Annotated in this window: 19 protein-coding genes; 9 read left to right on the top strand and 10 right to left on the bottom strand. The window is 65.5% G+C overall.

The annotated features are described in order from the left end of the window. Positions 1-56: 56 nt before the first annotated feature. The 3 genes from JQ632_RS23225 to JQ632_RS23215 all read left to right on the top strand — a co-directional run bounded on the left by JQ632_RS23225 (position 57) and on the right by JQ632_RS23215 (position 3393). Positions 57-1646 (top strand): gamma-glutamyltransferase, encoded by a 1590-nt coding sequence (locus tag JQ632_RS23225; RefSeq protein WP_212404909.1) that lies wholly within the window; start codon positions 57-59, stop codon positions 1644-1646. A 99-nt stretch (positions 1647-1745) separates the two neighbouring features. Continuing rightward, positions 1746-1970, top strand: coding sequence for a hypothetical protein (locus JQ632_RS23220; protein WP_212404908.1), 225 nt, complete (start codon positions 1746-1748; stop codon positions 1968-1970). Between the two features lie 412 nt (positions 1971-2382). After that, positions 2383-3393 (top strand): SGNH/GDSL hydrolase family protein, encoded by a 1011-nt coding sequence (locus JQ632_RS23215; RefSeq protein ID WP_212404907.1) that lies wholly within the window; start codon positions 2383-2385, stop codon positions 3391-3393. Positions 3394-3451: 58 nt separating this feature from the next. On the opposite strand, the gene JQ632_RS23210 is transcribed toward JQ632_RS23215, so the two are convergent. Genes JQ632_RS23210 through JQ632_RS23195 form a run of 4 tightly spaced genes read right to left on the bottom strand, consistent with a single transcriptional unit; the run spans position 3452 to position 6898 of the window. Beyond that, on the bottom strand, positions 3452-4744 hold the full coding sequence (locus JQ632_RS23210) for an FAD-binding oxidoreductase (protein WP_212404906.1): 1293 nt from the start codon (positions 4742-4744) through the stop codon (positions 3452-3454). Between the two features lie 10 nt (positions 4745-4754). Continuing rightward, positions 4755-5486: an amino acid ABC transporter ATP-binding protein gene (locus JQ632_RS23205; protein WP_212404905.1), complete on the bottom strand. Its 732-nt coding sequence runs from the start codon at positions 5484-5486 to the stop codon at positions 4755-4757. Continuing rightward, complete coding sequence (locus tag JQ632_RS23200) at positions 5483-6136, bottom strand: amino acid ABC transporter permease (RefSeq protein WP_212404904.1); 654 nt, start codon at positions 6134-6136, stop codon at positions 5483-5485. Before JQ632_RS23200 ends, JQ632_RS23205 begins: the two co-directional genes overlap by 4 nt. A gap of 3 nt (positions 6137-6139) precedes the next feature. After that, positions 6140-6898 carry an ABC transporter substrate-binding protein gene (locus JQ632_RS23195; protein ID WP_212404903.1) on the bottom strand — a complete coding sequence of 253 codons (759 nt, stop codon included), beginning with the start codon at positions 6896-6898 and terminating at the stop codon, positions 6140-6142. Between the two features lie 180 nt (positions 6899-7078). Here JQ632_RS23195 and JQ632_RS23190 point away from each other — a divergent pair, with 180 nt between their 5' ends. Continuing rightward, positions 7079-7741, top strand: a complete 663-nt coding sequence (locus JQ632_RS23190) for a helix-turn-helix domain-containing protein (protein WP_212404902.1) — start codon at positions 7079-7081, stop codon at positions 7739-7741. A 95-nt stretch (positions 7742-7836) separates the two neighbouring features. Here the strand turns inward: JQ632_RS23190 and JQ632_RS23185 are convergent, their stop codons facing one another. Both JQ632_RS23185 and JQ632_RS23180 read right to left on the bottom strand, forming a co-directional pair. Continuing rightward, a complete protein-coding gene (locus tag JQ632_RS23185) occupies positions 7837-9102 on the bottom strand; it encodes a D-amino acid dehydrogenase (RefSeq protein ID WP_212404901.1) in 1266 nt (421 codons plus the stop codon). Between the two features lie 73 nt (positions 9103-9175). After that, positions 9176-10528, bottom strand: coding sequence for an aspartate aminotransferase family protein (locus tag JQ632_RS23180; protein ID WP_212404900.1), 1353 nt, complete (start codon positions 10526-10528; stop codon positions 9176-9178). 123 nt (positions 10529-10651) lie between these two features. Here JQ632_RS23180 and JQ632_RS23175 point away from each other — a divergent pair, with 123 nt between their 5' ends. Together JQ632_RS23175 and JQ632_RS23170 are read left to right on the top strand one after the other, a co-directional pair. Continuing rightward, positions 10652-11200, top strand: a complete 549-nt coding sequence (locus JQ632_RS23175) for a cupin domain-containing protein (RefSeq protein WP_140981540.1) — start codon at positions 10652-10654, stop codon at positions 11198-11200. 79 nt (positions 11201-11279) lie between these two features. Next, positions 11280-12827, top strand: a complete 1548-nt coding sequence (locus JQ632_RS23170) for a lysozyme inhibitor LprI family protein (protein WP_212404899.1) — start codon at positions 11280-11282, stop codon at positions 12825-12827. A 167-nt stretch (positions 12828-12994) separates the two neighbouring features. Here the strand turns inward: JQ632_RS23170 and JQ632_RS23165 are convergent, their stop codons facing one another. Genes JQ632_RS23165 through JQ632_RS23155 form a run of 3 tightly spaced genes read right to left on the bottom strand, consistent with a single transcriptional unit; the run spans position 12995 to position 16798 of the window. Next, entirely contained in the window at positions 12995-15256 is a 2262-nt protein-coding gene (locus JQ632_RS23165) for a xanthine dehydrogenase family protein molybdopterin-binding subunit (RefSeq protein ID WP_212404898.1), read from the bottom strand. Beyond that, a complete protein-coding gene (locus JQ632_RS23160) occupies positions 15249-16304 on the bottom strand; it encodes a xanthine dehydrogenase family protein subunit M (RefSeq protein WP_212404897.1) in 1056 nt (351 codons plus the stop codon). Before JQ632_RS23160 ends, JQ632_RS23165 begins: the two co-directional genes overlap by 8 nt. Beyond that, positions 16301-16798, bottom strand: coding sequence for a (2Fe-2S)-binding protein (locus JQ632_RS23155; RefSeq protein WP_212404896.1), 498 nt, complete (start codon positions 16796-16798; stop codon positions 16301-16303). The genes JQ632_RS23160 and JQ632_RS23155 overlap by 4 nt, the downstream gene beginning before the upstream one ends. A 241-nt stretch (positions 16799-17039) precedes the next feature. Here JQ632_RS23155 and JQ632_RS23150 point away from each other — a divergent pair, with 241 nt between their 5' ends. Next, complete coding sequence (locus JQ632_RS23150) at positions 17040-17684, top strand: TetR/AcrR family transcriptional regulator (protein WP_212404895.1); 645 nt, start codon at positions 17040-17042, stop codon at positions 17682-17684. A gap of 3 nt (positions 17685-17687) precedes the next feature. Here JQ632_RS23150 and JQ632_RS23145 read toward each other — a convergent pair whose 3' ends face one another. Next, positions 17688-18593, bottom strand: a complete 906-nt coding sequence (locus tag JQ632_RS23145; RefSeq protein WP_212404894.1) for a LysR family transcriptional regulator — start codon at positions 18591-18593, stop codon at positions 17688-17690. A gap of 91 nt (positions 18594-18684) precedes the next feature. Here JQ632_RS23145 and JQ632_RS23140 point away from each other — a divergent pair, with 91 nt between their 5' ends. Both JQ632_RS23140 and JQ632_RS23135 read left to right on the top strand, forming a co-directional pair. Beyond that, the gene (locus tag JQ632_RS23140; protein ID WP_212404893.1) at positions 18685-19101 is read left to right on the top strand and encodes a cupin domain-containing protein; all 417 of its coding nucleotides are present in this window, start codon (positions 18685-18687) and stop codon (positions 19099-19101) included. Between the two features lie 64 nt (positions 19102-19165). Beyond that, complete coding sequence (locus tag JQ632_RS23135) at positions 19166-19576, top strand: DUF4864 domain-containing protein (protein ID WP_409363511.1); 411 nt, start codon at positions 19166-19168, stop codon at positions 19574-19576. Positions 19577-19768 lie beyond the last annotated feature (192 nt).

The following is a 19768-nucleotide window of genomic DNA, read 5'->3' as shown; positions in this document are numbered from 1 at the left end:
GCTTCGCCAACGCGATGCAATTCCATCCAGCGCAATAAGAACGGCTCGAAGACCACATGCCCCACCAATTCAGCCTCGCCCAAAGTATCCGCAAACCCGCCCGCCGAGCCAAAGGTGGCATCGTCGCCGCGCAATCGCGCAGGGCGGCCGAGGTCGGTGCGGAGGTGCTGGCGGCAGGCGGCGATTGCATCGATGCCGTCATCGCGACGACCTTTGCGCTCAACGTGCTGGAGCCGTGGATGAGCGGCATGGGTGGCGGTGGCGCGATGGTGCTCTATCGCGCCAGCGACAACCGTTACGAGGTGATCGACTACGGCATGCGCGCGCCGCAAAGTCTGCGCATCGAGGACTATCCGGTGACTGGCCAAGGTGCCGCCTCCGATCTCTTCCCCTGGGCGCGGGTGAAGGACGATCGCAATTTGCATGGTCCCGGCTCGATCGCGGTGCCCGGCGTCGTCGCCGGCATGGAAGAAGCGCATCGCCGCCACGCAAAACTGCCGTGGAAGGATCTGGTGGCGCCGGCCGCGAAGATCGCCGGCGAAGGCCTGCTGGTGGACTGGTGGACGACATTGATGATCGCGAGCACCGCCGTCGACCTGAGGCGATATCCCGCAAGCGCCGAGACGTTTTTGAGAGACGGCCTGCCGCCGAATGCGCCCTGGGGTATCAAGGCCGAGACGCGGCTGCCGCAGCCGAGATTGCAGGCGACGCTGGCGCATCTCGCCGCCGCCGGCCCGCGCGACTTCTACCAGGGCGACCTCGCCCGCAGCATCGCATCCGACATCAAGGCGGATGGTGGTTCGCTGTCGGTCGAGGATCTGGCCGCCTTTCGCGCGCATCTGCGCGAGCCGCTCGCGATCCCCTATCGCGGCGGCAAGGTCTTTGCGACGCCTGAGCTCACGGCCGGTCCGACCATGGCGCATGCGCTGCGCCTGTTGCAGGACAGGCTGAAGCCCGGCAGCGCGCCCGATGCAGCCGCTTATGTGGAATATGCGAGCGCGCTGCAATCGGCCTATCGCGAACGGCTCAACGACATGGGCGACGCCGACGGCAAGCGCTCGCTCGGCGCCGAGCATCTGGCCCCGAGCTGCACCACGCATTTCTCCGTCGTCGACCGCCACGGCAACATGGCCGCGGTGACGCAGACCCTGCTCTCGACCTTCGGCTCGAAATATGTGACGCCGCATTCCGGCATCCCCATGAACAACGGCATCATGTGGTTCGACCCGGCGCCGGGCACGACCAACTCGCTCGCACCGGGCAAGCGCTGCCTCACCAACTACACGCCCGTCGTCGCCGAGACCAAGGACGGCAAACGGCTCGCGGTCGGCGCCTCCGGTGGCCGGCGCATTCTGCCGGCGGTGATGCAGCTCGTCTCCTTCGCGATGGATTTTGGCATGGACCTCGATGCGGCGATTCACCAGCCGCGCATCGACGCCAGCGAGGGCGCGGTCGTGATCGGGGACGCGCGCCTGCCGGCGGAGGCACGCAAAGTCCTCGCCGCGCGCTTCGACTATGAGGAGGCGCAGGTGCAGACCCTGCCGATGAAGTTCGCCTGCCCGAGCGTGGTGATGCGCGAAGGCGACACCAACAGCGGCGCTGTCGAAATCTTTCAACCTTGGAGCGATGCAATCGTCGAAGGCTGAGCGTCGAGCGTCATGACTCCTCCACATTTGCAGGGAACTAAGCCGCACCACGTCGGTTCATTTGAACGGACAAGTGCGCTCGCCCAAACGGAGGACTTGATGAAGAAACTTGCGCTCGCTGCGTCGCTGATTGTCGCGGCCGGCCTCACGGTGGCCAACCCTGCATTCGCCAAGGGCGGACATGGCCACGGACACGGTCGCGGTCATGGCCACGCGATGGGCCATCATCACCACGGCACTCCGCCGGGATGGTCCCATGGGCGCAAGGTCGGCTGGCGCGGCATGGGCTGTCCGCCCGGCCTGTGGAAGCAGGGCCGCTGCTGAATTCTCTGACGATTGCTGTGAGAGCGCTGTCCGCAAGCGGGCAGCGCTTTCTTTTTTAGATCCCCAGCCGGTCCGCACGCGGCCCGTGATCGCGGCGCCGATGTTCGCGGCCAAGCGGATGTTCGGATGGCCGCAGCGAGCGCGCTCGTCCCCAACTGACGGCGACCGGCGTTTCCGATCATCCGCCCTTCCGGCTGCCGGGCGGCGTTCGCGGAACCCCAATTCACGCTGATTTCACGGTGACGTTGCGTCATCCATGCGCGCTCGATCTTGGCCGCAACCTCGCGGCGTCGGGCGCGATGGGGGAACAGGGACGAGCATGGCGCAGAGGACGCTTTGTCACATCCCCCGGGGCCGATTCTCAACAGTGCTTCCCACCTCTTTTTCAAAAACAATGATTTCGGAGACGCAAATGGCAAAGCGGATTTCTCTGTCGCAACTGGTTGACCGCATCCAGACAGGCAAGCTCTCGCCGCAGGAGGCGCGAACCTATTTCATGGTCGAACCGAACGCCCACCGGCCGTTCGATTTCAACACCTACATCAATACCGACTATGTCGACGTAACGAATGCCGAATCCCTGGCGCACGACGCCAACCTGCTCGTTCGGCACGTGCCCAAGGCCCCGGTGGGCAAGAAGGTTGCGAAGCCGAAGGCGGCGGTGGCCGGTCACCAGATCGTGGCCGAAGGTGATTCCTGGTTCCGCCTGCCGCAGATCTTTCCGTTTCCCAAGACCTGCATCGACTTTCTCCAGCAGGCCGGCTATCCTACCACCAATCTCGCTCATTGGGGCGACACGCTCGACGAAATCCTGCTCGCAGGCCAGTTCTGGCCCTACATCGACAGCGGCGCCGACTTGCTGCTGTTCTCGGCCGGCGGAAACGACGTGCTCGGCAATGGCGCCCTGGCGAGCTTCCTCAATCTGTTCGACCCCGACATGACCAAGCCGTCCGACGCTCCGTACTACGTGAAGCCCGAGTTCTACGACAATTTGACCGACATCATCGGCAACCTCGAGAACGGCCTGATCAAGCCGATGGCGGCCCGGCACGCCAACAAGAAGATCATCATGCACGGCTACGACTACGTCATCCCGCGTCCGCAAGGGCCGTGGCTGGGCTCGCCGATGGCGTTTCAGGGCCTCGATCCCGCGTTCAACGCGAGTCTCTGCCAGGCGATCATCCGCATCATGATCGACGCCTACAATTCGCGGCTCAAGGCACTCGCGGCCAAGTACAGCGGCGTCTTCATCCACCTCGACCTGCGCGGCACGGTTAAGAAGACGGAATGGTACGACGAGCTCCACCCCAAGGAAGTCGCCGCCAGGAAGATCGCCGCCAAATTCGCCAAGGCGATCGACAGCGTGCACGTCACCGTCCAGGAGCAGGCCATCGCCAAGATGCACCTTCCTCGCGCCGCCTGAGCAGACACGCGCGAGGGCAGTCGCCGTGCCGGGCAGGGGCTGGTCGGCACGGCGAAGCTCAGATCCCCAGCCGGTCCCTCACGCGGCCGGCGATCACGGCCGTGGTTACACCGACCGGCCAGAAGGCATGCATCGGGATCGGCTTGATGCCGGTGATGGGCATGTCGAGCTCGGCCTTGGCGCCGCCGATCAGGCGACGTGCGAGCTGGGCACCCATCGCGGTCGAGAGCGCGACGCCGCGGCCGTTGCAGCCGAGCGAGATCAGGATGTTTTCCGCGGGCTCGTGCACATGCGGATAATGGTCCTTGGTGATCGCGAGCCGGCTGTTCCAGCCGTGGGTCCAGCTGACGCCCCTAAGCTGCGGCCACAGCCGCTCGGCATAGCGCACGAGATAGGCCACATCGGACGGCGAGCTGATCCAGCGCATCGGGCCGCGGCCACCCATCAACAGGCGGTTCTGCTGGTCGATACGATAGTAGACCGTGATGTGCCCGCTCTCGTAGAGCACCGAGCGCGTCGGCATGATCGCGCGGACAACCTCGTCCGACAGCGGCGCGGTGGCGGCAATCGACGAAAACACCGGCACAATGGTGCGGCGAAGCGCGGGCCAGAGATCGTCGGTAAAGCCGTTGGTCGCGAGCAGCACCTTTTCCGCGCGCACGACCGCGCGCGGCGTCTCGATGCGCCAGCGCGTGCCCTCGCGGCGCAAGGACAGCGCCGGTGTCTCGCCACGCACTGTCGCGCCCGCCGATATCGCGGCACGCGCGAGACCGCGCGCGTAGCTGAGGGGATGCAGGTCGCCGCCGCGCACATCGTGCATGGCGCAGAGATAGCGGTCGGTGCCGGTCATCTCGCGCAGCTGGTCGCCCTTCAGCAGCGTCACCGGCATGCCGCGACGGATGCACTGCTCCGCCGTCTTCTCGATTCCCGCGACGCTTGCCTCGTTGTAGGCGGCGCGCAAGGTGCCGTTCTGCCGCGCCTCGCAGGGGATCTGGTAGCGGCGGATCAGATCGTGGGTGAAGTTGGTCGTGCCGTAGGAGAATTCGATCATGCGGCGGCCGAGATCAGTGCCGAAATCGGCCTCGATCTGATCGGGGTCGTGCTTCAACCCGGGATTGGTGTGGCCGCCATTGTTACCGGAGGCGCCCCAGCCCGGCTCCTGTGCCTCCAGCACGAGGGCTTCGACACCCTGCTCCGCCAGATGCAGCGCGGTGGACAGCCCGGTGTAGCCGCCGCCGATGATCGCGACGGAGACGTTCTTGTCCGTATCGAGCGGCGGCGTCGGCACGGGAGCTACGGCCGTGTCGGCATAGAGCGAAGGCGGCAGCGGAAGGCGGGCGGGCGCGGTCATGGCAGAACCATCAGAGCGGATGCAGCACGCGGCGCAAAAAGTCCTGCGTGCGCGGATGCTGGGGTTGGTTGAGCACGGTCTTCGCCGGCCCCTGCTCGACAATGACGCCGCCGTCGATGAACAGCACGCGATCGGCGACGTCGCGGGCAAAGCCCATCTCGTGAGTGACGACGACCATGGTCATGCCGTCGTCGGCGAGCTTGCGCATCACACTGAGGACGTCGCCGACCAGTTCGGGATCGAGCGCCGAGGTCGGCTCGTCGAACAGGATCGCCTTCGGCTGCATCGCGAGCGCCCGCGCGATCGCCACGCGCTGCTGCTGGCCGCCGGACAGCTGCGGCGGATGGGCGTCGGCCTTCTCAGCCAGGCCCACCTGCGCGAGCAGCGCACGGCCACGCTCCAGCGCTTGCGCGCGCGGCTCCTGCTTCACGTAGAGCGGCCCCTCGACCACGTTCTCGAGTGCGGTCCGATGCGGGAACAGGTTGAAGCGCTGAAACACCATCGACACTTGCGTGCGGATAGCCACGATCGACGGCGCGTCGCGGTTGACCCGAAGGCCTTCGACGCTGATCTCGCCGCGGTCATAGCTTTCGAGCCCGTTGATACAGCGCAAAATCGTCGACTTGCCGGAGCCGGAGGGACCGACGATGCAGACCACCTCGCCCTTCTCGACAGACGCCGTGATGCCCTTGAGCACCTCGACCTTGCCAAAGCTCTTGTGGACGTCTGACAGTTCGATCATCGCTTGCCCGCCCGCTTCTCGAAGTGACGGACCAGCAGGATCAGCGGAATGCTCATGGTGAGATACATCAGCGCCACCAGCGTGAAGACGCTGGTGTTCTTGAAGGTCGAGGAGGCGATCAGCTTGCCCTGAAGTGCGAGCTCGGCGACCGTGATGGTGGACGCTTGCGACGAGTCCTTCAGCATCATGATCATGACGTTGCCGTAGGGCGGCAGCGCGATGCGCACGGCCTGCGGCAGCACCACGCGGCGCATGGTGAGCCACCAGCCCATGCCAATCGACTGCGCAGCCTCGATCTGCCCCCTGTCGATCGCCTCGATGCCGGCGCGAAAATTTTCCGCCTGATAGGCCGAGTACGCAATGCCGAGCCCGAGGATGGCGGCCTGCAAGGCGGAGAGCGTGACGCCGAGATCGGGCATCACGAAGTAGAGATAGAACAAGAGCACGATAATCGGGATGCCGCGGATCACGTTGATCAGGCTGGCGCTGACGCCTGAGAGAACGCCGATGCCGGACACCCGCATCAGCGCCCATAGCAGGCCCAGCACGGTCGAGAGCAGCAGCGATCCGATGGTGACGATGATCGTGAGCGCGACGCCGTTCAGCAGGATCGGGAAGAACTCGACGGTGTCGCGCCAGAAGCTCTGCATCGATCAGCCCTTCAGGCCCCATTTCTCCAAGATCTTGTCGACGGTACCGTTCGCCTTCAGCCTGGCGAGCGAGCCGTTGATCTTGGCGAGCAGTTCCTGGTCGGTTTTGCGCACGCCGATGCCGACCGAGCCGACGGTCACGGGCTTGTAGCTGGCGACCAGGCGCACCTCGGGGAAGCCGCCCTGCTTCAGATTGTAGGCAAGGATCGGATAGTCGGCGAAGCCGGCCTTGAGGCGGCCGGTGTTTACGTCACGCAGGATGTCCGGAATGGTGTCGTACGCCTTGACCTCGGAGAACAGGCCGGTCTTCTTCAAGGCGTCGACGAAGGCCGTGCCGACCTGGGCGCCGACGGTTTCGCCCTTGAGATCCTCTTGCGAGGCGTAGGCCTTGGCGTCGCCCTTCGGCACGATGAGGCCTTCGCCGTAGGTGTAGATCGGATCGGAGAAGTCGATCACCTCCTTGCGCGGCGCGGTGATGAACATCGCGGCCGCGATGATGTCGATCTTGTTCGAGGTCAGCGAGGGGATCAGCGCTGAGAATTGCATCGGCTCGATCTGCACGGCCAGGCCCGCATCCTTGCCGACCTCGCTGATGAGATCGACCATCACGCCCTGAATGGTGTTGGTCTTGGTGTCGAGAAAGGTGAAGGGAATGCCCGTTGGCGTCGAGCCGACCTTGAGGACCTGCTGCGCGGACACCGGCAGGCTGGCGGCAATGGCGAGCGCCGCGACCGCGACATGGACAATACGCTTCAACGGCATCGCATCCCCCTTTTTGGGTTCGGCCGATGACGGGGCGCACGCAGTTTGCGACAGACGTTGCGGGCCAAGCCGTTTCGGCCTATTTTCACCAATATGAAATTGTGGTCACACTTTCGCAGGCTTGGCAAGCGGTTTTCATGCACATGAAGGAAGCGGTTTGACGTGAGCGGTGGCAAGAGAATGCGCAGACCGGCCGCCTCCAAGCCGGTGAAGAAGGCCAAAACACCCGGCAAGGCATCCGCCAAATTGGCTGCGAAGCCCGCCGAGCCTGCGATGGACGTCGCGGTGGGCCGCCGCATCCGCGATCTCAGGCGGACCCGGCAACTCTCGCTGGAGACGATCGCGGCGCGCACGTCACTGTCGATCGGTTTCCTCAGCCAGATCGAGCGCGGCCTGTCGTCGCCGTCGCTGCGCGTGCTCGCGACACTCGCCGACGTGCTCGGCGTCGGCATCGCCGCGCTGTTCGGCGCGAGCCCCAGCGCGGATGGCGCCTCCGATCACGTCGTGACGCGGGGCCTGCAGCGACCCGAGTTGAAACTCTGGCGCACGGGGATCTCAAAACAACTGCTGAGCCCGGCGGGCGCGGAGAACAAGCTCAATCTGTTCCTCGTGCATCTCGAGCCCGGCGGCTCCACTGGCGACGAGCTCTACACCCATGACGGCGAAGAGGCAGGTCTCGTGCTCGAAGGCGAGATGATGCTCACGGTGGATACGGAGACCTGGTCGCTCAGGGAAGGCGACAGCTTTCGCTTCGCGAGCCGAAGGCCGCACCGGTTCTCAAATCCGGCCGACGACGCGAAGGCCGTCGTGCTGTGGGTGAATTGCGTGACGGGGGCCAGTTAGTCTCAGTGTCATTCCGGGGCGATGCGAAGCATCGAACCCGGAATCTCGAGATTCCGGGTTCGCCTCTTCGAGGCGCCCCGGGATGACGGAGCAAACTACCCAAACCGATGCGCGTACCGCTCGACCGTCAGCTCGCTGGTGTCGATCTCGGGCTTCTTGCCCGACAGCATGTCCGCGAGCACGCGCCCCGAGCCGCAGGCCATGGTCCAGCCGAGCGTGCCGTGGCCGGTGTTGAGATGGAGATTGCCGTAGCGCGTGGCACCGATCACGGGCGGGCCGTCCGGCGTCATCGGGCGTAGGCCACTCCAGAAGGTGGCCTTCGAGAGATCACCGCCGCGCGGGAAGAGATCGGTCAGCGAATGATCGAGCGTGTCGCGGCGCGCAGGATAGAGCTTGCTCGAATAGCCCGAGATTTCAGCGGTACCGCCGACCCGGATGCGATCCCCGAGCCGCGTGATCGCGACCTTGTAACTCTCATCCATCACGGTCGATTCCGGCGCGCCGCTGGCGTCCTTGATCGGGACCGTGATCGAATAGCCTTTGACCGGATAGACCGGCAGCGAGATGCCGAGCGGGGCGACGAGCCGCGACGACCAGCTCCCGAGCGCAACGACATAGGCATCGGCCTGCAACGTACCGGCGCCAGTCGAAACGCCGGTGATCCTTGATGCGTCCGCGATCAGGCCGTTGATGGCGGTGTCGAACATGAAGCGCACGCCGAGTTTTTCGGCCTGCACGGCGAGCGCCTGTGTGAACATGTGGCAGTCGCCGGTCTCGTCCTGCGGCAATCGCAGACCGCCGGCGAACTTCTCCTTCACACCGGCAAGCGCAGGCTCGGCCGCGATGCAGCCTTCGCGGTTCAGTACTTCGTAGGGTACGCCATACTGCTTGAGTACGGCGATATCTTCAGCCGTGCCGTCGAGCTGCGCCTGGTAGCGGAAGAGCTGGAGCGTGCCCTTGGATCGCTCGTCATACTGAATGCCGATCTCACTGCGTAAGCTTCGCAGGCAGTCGCGGCTGTATTCCGCGATCGGGATCATCCGGCTCTTGTTGACTGCGTAGCGCGCGGACGTGCAGTTGCGCAGCATCTTCAGCAGCCACAGCCACATCACGGGATCGACCTTGGGCCGGATCACCAGCGGACCGTGCTTCATCAGCAGCCATTTGACCGCCTTGACCGGCACGCCGGGGCCGGCCCAGGGCGATGAATAGCCGGGCGACACTTCGCCGGCATTGGCAAAGGAGGTCTCGAGCGCCGGCTGCGGCTGACGGTCGACGACGGTCACCTCATGGCCGGCGCGCGCGAGGTAGTAGGCAGAGGTGACACCGATGACACCGCTGCCGAGGATGACGACTTTCACGATTTGTTACGCTCCCGCGGCGTCGCTGCGCCGCCTCAAGATATCAGAACTCCGCGAGAGCGCGGAGCAATTATCAGGCCACGCGCTTGATGGCGTCGCCGAGGATCGAGACCATCTGGTCGATGTGGCTCTTCTCGACGATCAGGGGCGGCGACATCGCGAAGGAATCGCCGCTCATGCGCAGGTAAAGGCCGGTGTTGAAGCAGTCGACCATCACGTCATAGCCGCGCGCACCGGCCACGCCATCACGCGGCGACAGCTCGACGGCGCCCATCAGGCCGCAATTTCTGATATCGATGACGTTCGGCAGACCCTTCAGCGAATGCAGCGCATCCTGCCAATATTGGGCGATCGAGGCACCGCGCGTCAGCAGGGCCTCGTCCTTGTAGATGTCGAGCGTCGCAAGACCGGCGGCGCAGGCAACGGGGTGCGCCGAGTAGGTGTAGCCGTGGAACAGCTCGATCTGCGCTTCCGGGCCGGTCATCAGGCCGTCGTAAATCTTGCGCGCGGCGAACACTGCGCCGCAGGGCACGGTGCCGTTGGTGATGCCCTTGGCCGTGGTCATCAGATCGGGCGTGACGCCAAAATAGTTCGCGGCGAACGGCGTACCGAGGCGGCCGAAACCGGTGATGACCTCGTCGAAGATCAGGAGGATGCCGTGCTTGTCGCAGATCTCGCGCAGGCGCTTGAGGTAGCCCTGCGGCGGCGGCAACACCGCGGTCGAGCCCGGCACCGGCTCGACGATGACGGCGGCGATCGTCTCGGCGCCGTGCAGCGCGACAAGACGCTCGAGATCGTCAGCAAGCTCGGCGCCATGCGCCGGCTGGTCCTTGGCAAAGGCGTTGCGGGTGAGATCGTGGGTATGGCGGATGTGATCGACGCCAGGGAGATGGGTCGCGAAGGCACGGCGGTTGGCGACCATGCCGCCGACCGACATGCCGCCGAACCCGACGCCGTGATAGCCGCGCTCGCGGCCGATCAGGCGGGTGCGGGACGCCTGCCCGATCGAACGCTGATAGGCCAGCGCGATCTTCAGCGCGGTGTCGACCGACTCGGAGCCGGAATTGGTGAAGAAGATGCGGTCGAGCCCCTTCGGCGCGATCTCGGCGAGCCGCTCGGCAAAATCGAAGGCCAGCGGATGGCCCATCTGGAACGAGGGCGCAAAATCCAACGTCATGAGCTGCTTCTCGACCGCCGCCGCAATCTGCTTGCGACCGTGGCCGGCATTGACGCACCAGAGACCGGCGGAGCCGTCGATCACCTGGCGGCCATCGACCGTCGTGTAGTGCATGCCCTCGGCGGAGGAGAACAGCCGCGGCGCCTTCTTGAACTGGCGGTTGGCCGTGAACGGCATCCAGTACGAATCGGTCTTGATGGTGTTCGGGATCTGGTGAAGGGTCACGGCCGCGCTCCTGTGCTGACCCATTAGCAGAGCCACGGCTTCAAAAGCGCAACAAGTCCTTTTCTGTGCGGCCACAACCCATTGATTCGATTGGGGGCGCCGGTCCATATTTGCGCGATCCGCAACACCTGCAACAGGGATTGGACCATGAGCGTCGACATCGGTGGACGGCTGCGATTCATCCGGGCGCGCCAGAAGCTGTCGCAGCGGGAACTCGCCAAGCGCTCCGGCGTCACCAATTCGACGATCTCGCTGATCGAGTCCAACCAGATGAACCCGTCGGTCGGCGCGCTCAAGCGCATCCTCGACGGCATCCCGATGGGGCTCGCCGAGTTTTTTGCGCTGGAGCCGGAGAGCCGGCGCAAGATCTTCTACCGCGCCGAGGAGCTCACGGAAGTCGGCAAGAAACCGATCTCCTACCGCCAGGTCGGGGACAATCTGTTCGGCCGCGCGTTGCAGATTTTGAAAGAGCGCTACGAGCCCGGCAGCGATACCGGCCGGGTGCACCTGGTGCATGACGGCGAGGAAGGCGGCGTAGTGATCTCGGGCAAGCTCGAGGTCACCGTCGAGGACGAGCGGCGCATTCTCAACCCGGGCGACGCCTATTATTTCGAGAGCCGCCGCCCGCACCGCTTCCGCTGCGTCGGCGGCAAGGCCTGCGAGGTGATCTCCGCCTGCACGCCGCCGACATTCTAGGCCGATGGGCCTGAACCCGGAATACGAGATGGGCGACCAATGGGAACGGCAAATCCGCCCTTCGACCGCGAGCCGGCCCATGTCAGTTTCATTTCGTTTCGCGCTGCTTGGTGCGGCGGCTCTGCTCGCGCCGGCGACCTGCCACGCGATGGACGATTTCGTCCGGGCCAGCAGCAAGGCGCCAACGGAGATCACGCTGTGCGGCGAGTCCGATGCCGAGCGGACGCGCATCAAGACGGCGGCCTGCAAGGAAGCCGGCTATGACAAGCTCGTCGCCGCGATCGACAAGTCGTTCGTCGCTGCGCTGGCCAAAACGCCAGTGAACGTGCGGCCCCTGTTCAAGCGCGACCAGGCCTGGTTCAACGACATGATTCTCGAGGCAGCCGACACCGTGCAGGAAACGGACTTCGCCGAACTCCGCGAGAAGTTCATCGAGACGCTTCGCAAGCGCGCCGCCGCGCTCGCGCTCGGCTTTGGACGTGCGGGACTTGGCGGCAAATGGGCCAACGCATTCGGCAGCGTGACGATGACGCCGGGCGGAAACGGCGCCTATGGCGTCGCCGTGGACATGAGCGTCGACTACGGCAGCGACAAGCATCGCCAATGCAAGCTGAACGTCACGGTGGCACCAACCACGGGCGGGTGGCTCAGCGCCATTATCCCGCCCGAGCCCGTCAAGACGACTGGCGACGCCGATCAGGCGAAGGTGTCCGCGGGCGACAAGGACGCCAAGCCGGTCAAGCCGCCGTCGATCAAGCTCCGTCGCCAGGGCGACACGCTGCGCGTCGTCATGATCGCGGGCGACGACACCTGGAGCAACGGCCGGGACGATTGCGACTCCATTTGGCAAATCACCGGAACATATTTTGCGAGCGGCAGGTCGGACGCGACCGACAAGGCCGAGACCGGCTTCGTGACGCCGACCTTCGACTGCACCCGGCCGGAGACCGCAACCGACGAAGAGATCTGCTCGGATCCCGACCTCGCCGAAAACGACCAGCGACTGAACCGCGCCTGGAAGGCGCTGCTGCCGAGGCTCGACGAGACGACGCGGCGCGCATTGATGGACGACCAGCGCCATTGGGTGCGCTCGCAGACGGAAGAGTTTCCCGAATTCCTGCATCCCGCCTGGGAGAAGCGAACTTCGCAGATGCATTCCACCGTCGATGCGCGCGACCGCGTCAATGCGCTCCAGCGCGAGCGGATCGCGCTGCTGGAAGGTTTTGACGACAAGCGCACCGGACTCGCCGGCGTCTGGCTCGCCTACAATGCCATCATCAGGATCACGGTGGACAAGGACGGCAGCCTGAAGGCCGAGGGCTGGAAATGGGACCAGGGCGACTGGAAGGCCGGCTGCGAGTACGAGATGCGCGGAAAGATCGTCGGCGGCGTGTTCGACTCGGACGAGAAGCGCGAGAAGAACCCGGACACGCTCGAGCGCGACCACGCCATGCTGATCGTCAACCGGCTCGACGATGTCTTCGCCGCGAAGCGCGAGCGCAAGGGCGACGACTATGGCGGCGACGAGCAGAAATGCCGACGCATGATCTCGGCCTCCTCGACCGCGCGCCTGTTTCCGGCGCGCCCCTCGCCCGACATCAACGATTTCGGCCACTCGATCCGCTGAGACAGCGGCGGCGGGACGAGGCTCCCGCCGCGGCTAAAGCGCGAAGGCGTTAGGTCGAATCGTCATCGCGCTTTAGGTCTTTGTTTGAGCATGATCTCCGCGCAAACACGTTCCGCGTTTGTCGCGAGGGAAAACCGCTGCGCACTTTTCCGGATCATGCTCTAGCATCAGAGCTCCATCAACAGCTCCTCGATCCGGATCGGGAAGCGGCGGACGCGCACGCCGGTCGCGTGCCACACGGCGTTGGCGACCGCGCCGGCGCTGCCGGTGATGCCGATCTCGCCGACGCCCTTGATGCCGAGCGCGTTCACATGCGGATCGTGCTCCTCGACCGTCAGCACGTCGAGCGAGGGCACGTCGGCGTTCACGGGGATATGGTACTCGCCGAGATTCGCGTTCATGATCCGGCCGGTGCGCCGGTCCGTGATCGCTTCCTCGTGCAGCGCAAAGGACGCGCCCCAGATCATGCCGCCAAAGAGCTGGCTCTTCACCAGATGCGGATTGACGATGCGCCCGGCTGCGAAGGCGCCGACCATGCGCGTGACACGGACCTGACCGAGCTCGGGATCGACCTTCACTTCGGCAAACACCGCGCCATGCGCATGCATCGCGTAATCCGCCTGCGCCGTGGGGTTGGGCGTGCCCATGCCACGCGCCTCGACCTCGGCGAGACCAGCGCGCGCGAGGATGTCGGCATAGCTTTCGCCGCGGCTCTCGTCGTCGCGCCGGAACAGTTTTCCGTCACGCGCGACGACGCCGGTGTTGCCGGCGCCGAATAGCGGCGAGCGCTGGTCACGGGTCGCGAGATCGGCGAGCTTTGCGATGACGGCAGCGCCTGCATTGTGGATCGCCGCGCCCGCAGTCGCGGTGTGCGCCGAGCCGCCGGCGATGCCGGCATCGGGCAGGCCGGAATGGCCGGACCTGAACTCGACGCGGTCGACGTCGAGCCCGAGACCGTCGGCCGCGATCTGCGCAAACGCCGTCCAGGCACCCTGCCCCATGTCATGCGCGCCGATCTCCATCACGCCGGAGCCGTCGCTGCGGATCGCCGCGCGCGCTTCGGCCTGGAACATCATCGCCGGGAAGGTCGCGGTGCCGACGCCCCAACCGACCAGCAGACCCGCCTCGTCACGCATGTCGCGGGGTGCGAGCTTTCGCTTCGACCAGCCGAAGCGTGCGGCGCCCTGCTCGTAGCAGGCGCGCAGCGCCTTGGAGGAGAACGGCTTGCCGGTGATCGGCTCGACCTCGGCATAGTTCTTCAGGCGAAAGGCGAGCGGATCCATCCCGCAGGCAAAGGCCATCTCGTCAATCGCGCTTTCCAGCGCAATCGATCCGGTCGCCTCGCCCGGTGCACGCATGAACAGCGGCGTGCCGGTATCGACGCGCACCGCATCATGCGTGGTCCGGATTGCCGGGCTGGCATAGAGCGTGTGGGAAGCGCCGGCGGCCGGCTCGTAAAAGTCATCGTAGCTGCTCGAAACGGTCCGCGCGTGATGGTCGATCGCGGTCAGATGTCCTTCGCCGTCGGCACCGAGGCGCAGGCGCTGGCGCGTCGGCGCGCGATGGCCGACCGGGCCATACATCTGCTCGCGGCGGAGCACGAGCTTGACCGGCTTGCCGACCAGCTTTGCCGCCATGATGCCGAGCACCGGCGGCCCGCCCATCAGTCCCTTGGAGCCGAATCCGCCGCCGAGGAACGGGCTGCGAATATGGATGTTCTCATGCGGAAGCCCGAACAATTCGGCGATGCGGGCGCGCGACAGGATGAGGCCCTGGGTCGGCATGTCGATCGACAACCGGTCCCCGTCCCAGGCCACAACGATCGCGTGCGGCTCCATCGCGTTGTGATATTGCGGCGGCGTCTCGTAGGTCGCATCGATCTGCTGCGAAGCCGATGCGAGGCCCGCCTCGACGTCGCCATGCTCGTTGACGGTCGGGCTGCCGACGCCGACCACGGGCGGCACATAAGCTTCGCCGGCATCGAGACCGACGCGCGCCGGCAGCGTCTCATAGCGCGGCGCGAGCAGCGCGGCGCCTTCGGTCGCGGCCTCCAGCGATTGCGCGATCACGACGGCGATCGGCTGGTTGGCGTAGCGCACCTCGTCGTTTTGCAAGCACTCCATCCGGAACACGAACGGGTTGGTCTTGATCTCCGGGTCGATCGCGAGTGGCGGTTTGTTGCTCGACGTCATCACCTCGACAACGCCGGGATGGCGCTTCGCCGCAGCGACATCCAGCGACGTCACGCGGCCCCGCGCGATGCTGGAGGCTGCGATCACCGCGAACAGCATGCCGGACGGATGATTGTCCGCGGCATAGGTCGCCTGCCCCTTGACCTTCAAGACGCCGTCGCGACGGGTCAACGGCTGGCCGATGTTCGAACCATGCCTGACATGGGCGGGCGCGGTGGTGAGATTGAGCTCAGACATGCAGGGCTCCGGAAACCGATGCGAAGGGAGAGGCCGGCAGCGCAGGAATGCGCTCTGGTGTTCCGGCCGCGGCTGATGTCAGCCCGCGCACGACGATGCGGCGGGCCAGTTCGATCTTGAAGGCATTTTCACCGGACGGCTTTGCGCCAGACAGCGCGAGCTGAGCGGATTCGAGGAAGCCCGCGGCGGTCGGCGCAGCGCCCGTCAACACCTGCTCGGCCGCGCGAACGCGCCACGGTTTGGCCGCGACGCCACCCAGCGCAAGCCGGGCCTCGGCGATCTTGCCGTTCTCGAGCCTGAGCGCGGCTGCCGCCGACACGACGGCAAAAGCATAGGACGTGCGCTCGCGGACCTTCAGATAGCGCGCATGCGCGGCGAATCCACGCGCCGCGGCCGGCAGGCGCAGGGCAACGATGAGATCGCCGGGCGAGAGCGCGCTGTCGCGCTCCGGTGCGTCGCCCGGCAGGCGGTGCAGCTCTTCGAGCGGCAATTCACGCCGGCCGCCTTTGCCCTCGATCTCGACGATCGCATCGAGCGCAACGAGCGGCACGCAGAAGTCGGACGGATGCGTGGCGATACAGCCTTCGCTCCTCCCGAGCACGGCATGCAGCCGGTTCTCGCCGCCGCGGGCATCGCAGCCGCTGCCGGCCTCGCGCTTGTTGCAGCGGCTGGCGGTGTCGTAGAAATAGGCGCAGCGCGTTCGCTGCAGGAGATTGCCACCGACCGTCGCAGCATTGCGCAATTGCGCTGATGCGCCCGATAGCAGCGCTTCGGCCACGGCCGGATAGGCACGCGCGAAATCGGCGTCATGGGCGAGATCGGCATTGCGCACGAGGGCGCCGATGCGCACGCCGCCATCGGCGGGATATTCGACGCGGTCGAGCCCGGGCAGACGCGTGACGTCAACCAGGCGATCCGGGCGACTGATCCCGCCCTTCATGAGGTCGAGCAGGTTGGTGCCTGCGGCGAGATAGGCCGAACCCGGCTGCGCGGCTGCGGCAACGGCCTCGGCGATCGTCGCGGGCCTGACGTAATCGAACTGTTTCATGCTGACAGCCTCTGCTTGGCTTCGTCCTGGCCCGCCTGCACCTCGAGCACGGCATCGACGATGCCGGCATAGGCGCCGCAACGGCAGAGATTGCCGCTCATGCATTCGCGGATGCGCTCGGGATCATCGCCCGCCTGGGCTTCCCTGATCATGCCGATCGCGCTCATGATCTGGCCGGGCGTGCAGAAGCCGCACTGAAAACCGTCATGTGTGATGAAGGCGGCCTGCACCGGGTGAAGCTGGTCGCCGCGCGCGATGCCTTCGATGGTGAGGATGTCGGCGCCGTCATGACTGATCGCGAGCGCAAGGCAGGAGTTGATCCGCTTGCCGTCGACGAGAACGGTGCAAGCGCCGCACTGGCCGCGGTCGCATCCCTTCTTGGTTCCGGTGAGTTGGAGGCGCTCACGCAGGAGATCGAGCAGCGTGACGCGCGGATCGTCCAGGACGAATTCGCGCCGCGCACCGTTCACGGTGAGGCTGATGGAGTTAGTCATACAAGGCTCCGATCAGATATGGACATGAATCATCGTGCGGCGCGCCGTTGCGAGACGCCCGTCGATCCGCGCCGCCCGGACATTTTCCGGGCCGACGTTGCCCGGGAAGATACGGAGGCACCCTCCGTTTAACAAGGGGCACCGAAAAATATTTGGAATCCGTCAAAAGCCCGTGCGCAGACAACGCGATGCAGCCCTGCAAGGGTTCAATCTAACCAATTCGTGATCTACATTGGCGCCCATGGACGATCACACCGACCCGACCCGAAAGCCCCGTGCCGATGCCGTGCGCAATCGCGAGCGCGTGCTCGAAGCGGCGAAGGCCGTGTTCAACGCGGGCGGGCCGGACGCGAGCCTGGAAGCCGTCGCGAAACGCGCCGGTGTCGGCATCGGCACGCTCTACCGGCACTTTCCGACGCGCGAGGACCTGTTCGAGGCGGTGTACCGGCGCGAGGTCGAGCAGCTCAGCGAGCTTGCCGAGCAATTGAAGAATGCCAAGGACCCCGTCGATGCGCTGCGACGCTGGCTGCGGTCCAATGTCGAGTTCGTTGCCACCAAGAAGGGTATGTCGGCAGCACTTGCCCTGACGTTCCAGAGCTCGTCCGAACTCGCCGCCTTCTCGTTCGATCGCCTGACCAAAGCCATCGGCTCGCTGCTCGACCGCGCGGTCGCCGCCGGCCAGATGCGCGCCGACATCGGCCCGGAGGATCTGCTGCGCGCGCTGATCGGCATGTGCTACATGCACGACCAGCCCGGCTGGCAATCGTCGGTGCTGCGGATGCTCGACGTGTTCGTCGATGGCCTGCGCGTGCAGCCCGCAGCGAAGCCGCAGTCAGCGCGCACCGCTGCCAAGCCGGCGAAACCGGCCGCGAAGCGGAAGCGCTAATCCTCAGCCCGTCAAAATCGGCCTCAAGGCCTCGCGCTGAAGCACGATGTAGTCGAAGAACGCAGCGATCCGCGGCACGCGCCGGAGATCGGGATGCGTCAGGATGCGCCAGCTCCGCGTCAGTTCCGGGATCGGGCCGAGCACGCGCACGAGATCGGCCTCCGCATCGCCGAGCGCGATCGGAAGCGGGCCGATGCCGACGCCGGACTTGATCGCGGAAACCAGGCCAAGCACGCTGTTGATGCGCGCCGCCATTTTTGCGCCCGGCGCGACCTCCTTCAGCCATTTGACCGTGCGGTGATTGGCAAGCGACTCGTCGAGCCCGACCAGCAGATGCCCCACGAGATCCTCGACGCGCTCCGGCCTGCCATGCCGTTCGAGATAGTCACGGCTGGCGTAAACCGCCCAGATCGACTCGGCGATCTTGCGCCCGACCAGTTCATCGTCGGTGTCGCCGGAGCGGAAGGCGACGTCGACCTCGCCCTTCGACAGGTCGAGGTAGCGGTCGCTCATCACGAACTCGACGCGCAGCGAGGGATGCATGGCATGAAAACTGTCGATCAGCCCGGATTGAATCAGCCGGGCGACGATCGGCTCCGGGCAGGTGACGCGGATCACGCCTTTCATGTCCTGCGCGACGTCGGTCGTCCGCCGCTGGAAGTCGTCAATGCTGGCTTCGATCCGCTCGGCATAGGGCAGCATGATGTGGCCGAATTCGGTGAGGCGATAGCCACTCGGCTGGCGCGTCACCAGCGCGCGGCCGAGATGTCGCTCCAGCTCCTCGAGCCTGCGATGAACGGTTGACTGGCTGAGGCCGAGCGCCTTGCCGGCGGCAATGGTGCTGCCGTGCCGCGCGACCGCCAGAAAATATTTGAGGTCGTTCCAGTCGAACATTTGGGGATTATGCACTTCTGCGGCCGCCGCCCGCAATGTTGCGGCTCCCAAGCGCAAATGACGGCTCCTAGGCTGATGTCCCAGCGACTTGCAATGGAGACGTCAGATGCGCCCTCACCTCGCCCTCAGCGCCGCAATCGTCCTGGGATGGTCCGCCGCGGCAACTGCGCAAGACCATGCGGCGCACGGCATCGCCAGGCCGAATCTGGTGCTCCAGCAAGTGGTTGAGGGTCTGCCGAAGGACGAGAGGCAGTCGATGCGGGTCATGACCGCGTCGTTCAAGCCGGGCGACAAGACGGTCTATCACACCCACCGCTTCCCGGTGACCGTCTACGTGCTCGAAGGCGCCTTCACCCTCGAGCTCGCAGGCAAGCCGCCACTCACGGTGAAGGCCGGCGAGGCGCTGGTGGAACCGCCTGATGTGGCGATGACCGGTTACAATCGGACCGACGGGGAAACCAAGGTCGTGATCTTCTATGTCAGCACGGTCGATACACCGTTCCTTGATCTCCTTTCGCATTAGGCGGTTTGCCTGAGCGTCCGTGTGGCGATAACCTTGCCGGGCCGGGATGACCTGAGCCGAGGCCTTGCCCATGCGCGCGCTCCTTGTCCTGATCTTCGTGCTGCTCGGCGGCGCATCTGCGCTCGCGGCTGACGACATCGCGGCTGCGCAGGGCGTGATCCGGGCGCAGGAGCAGGCGTTCGGGCGCGACGATGCCGCGGCCGCCTATTCCCACGCAGCACCGGCGATCAAAGAGATCTTCCCGGCGGCCGAGATCTTCATGTTCATGGTGCAAAACTCCTACGCGCCGGTCTACCGTCACCGGAGTTTTGAGTTCGGCGAGACCAAGGTGGACGGCACCTGGATCGCGCAGCGCGTCAACATCGTCGACGACAAGGGCGAGGCATGGGTCGCGCTCTACACGCTCGAGCTTCAGGGCGACGGCAGCTACAAGATCACGGGCTGCTCGCTGCTGAAGGCCGGGCAGTCGGTTTAGGGCGTGTACTCATTGATCAGCTGGCCGCCCGATGTCCGCTGTACCCCAACAGCGGCGGAAAAAGCGGGCCATCTCCCGAGGTCGCCGAAGGGCCGATTTTGTTGCAGAAGTCGGTAGGATCGACGCTCTCAGCCGGGGCAGAGATCTGAAAATTTGGGCTCGCGATCTCTCGGCCGCCTGCCCGGCATGGGC

It is taken from the genome of Bradyrhizobium liaoningense (assembly GCF_018130955.1).
Taxonomy (GTDB): Bacteria; Pseudomonadota; Alphaproteobacteria; order Rhizobiales; family Xanthobacteraceae; genus Bradyrhizobium; species Bradyrhizobium liaoningense_C.
The sequence above is the reverse complement of the archived record's forward strand: the minus strand, read 5'-3'. Positions and strand labels throughout refer to the sequence as shown.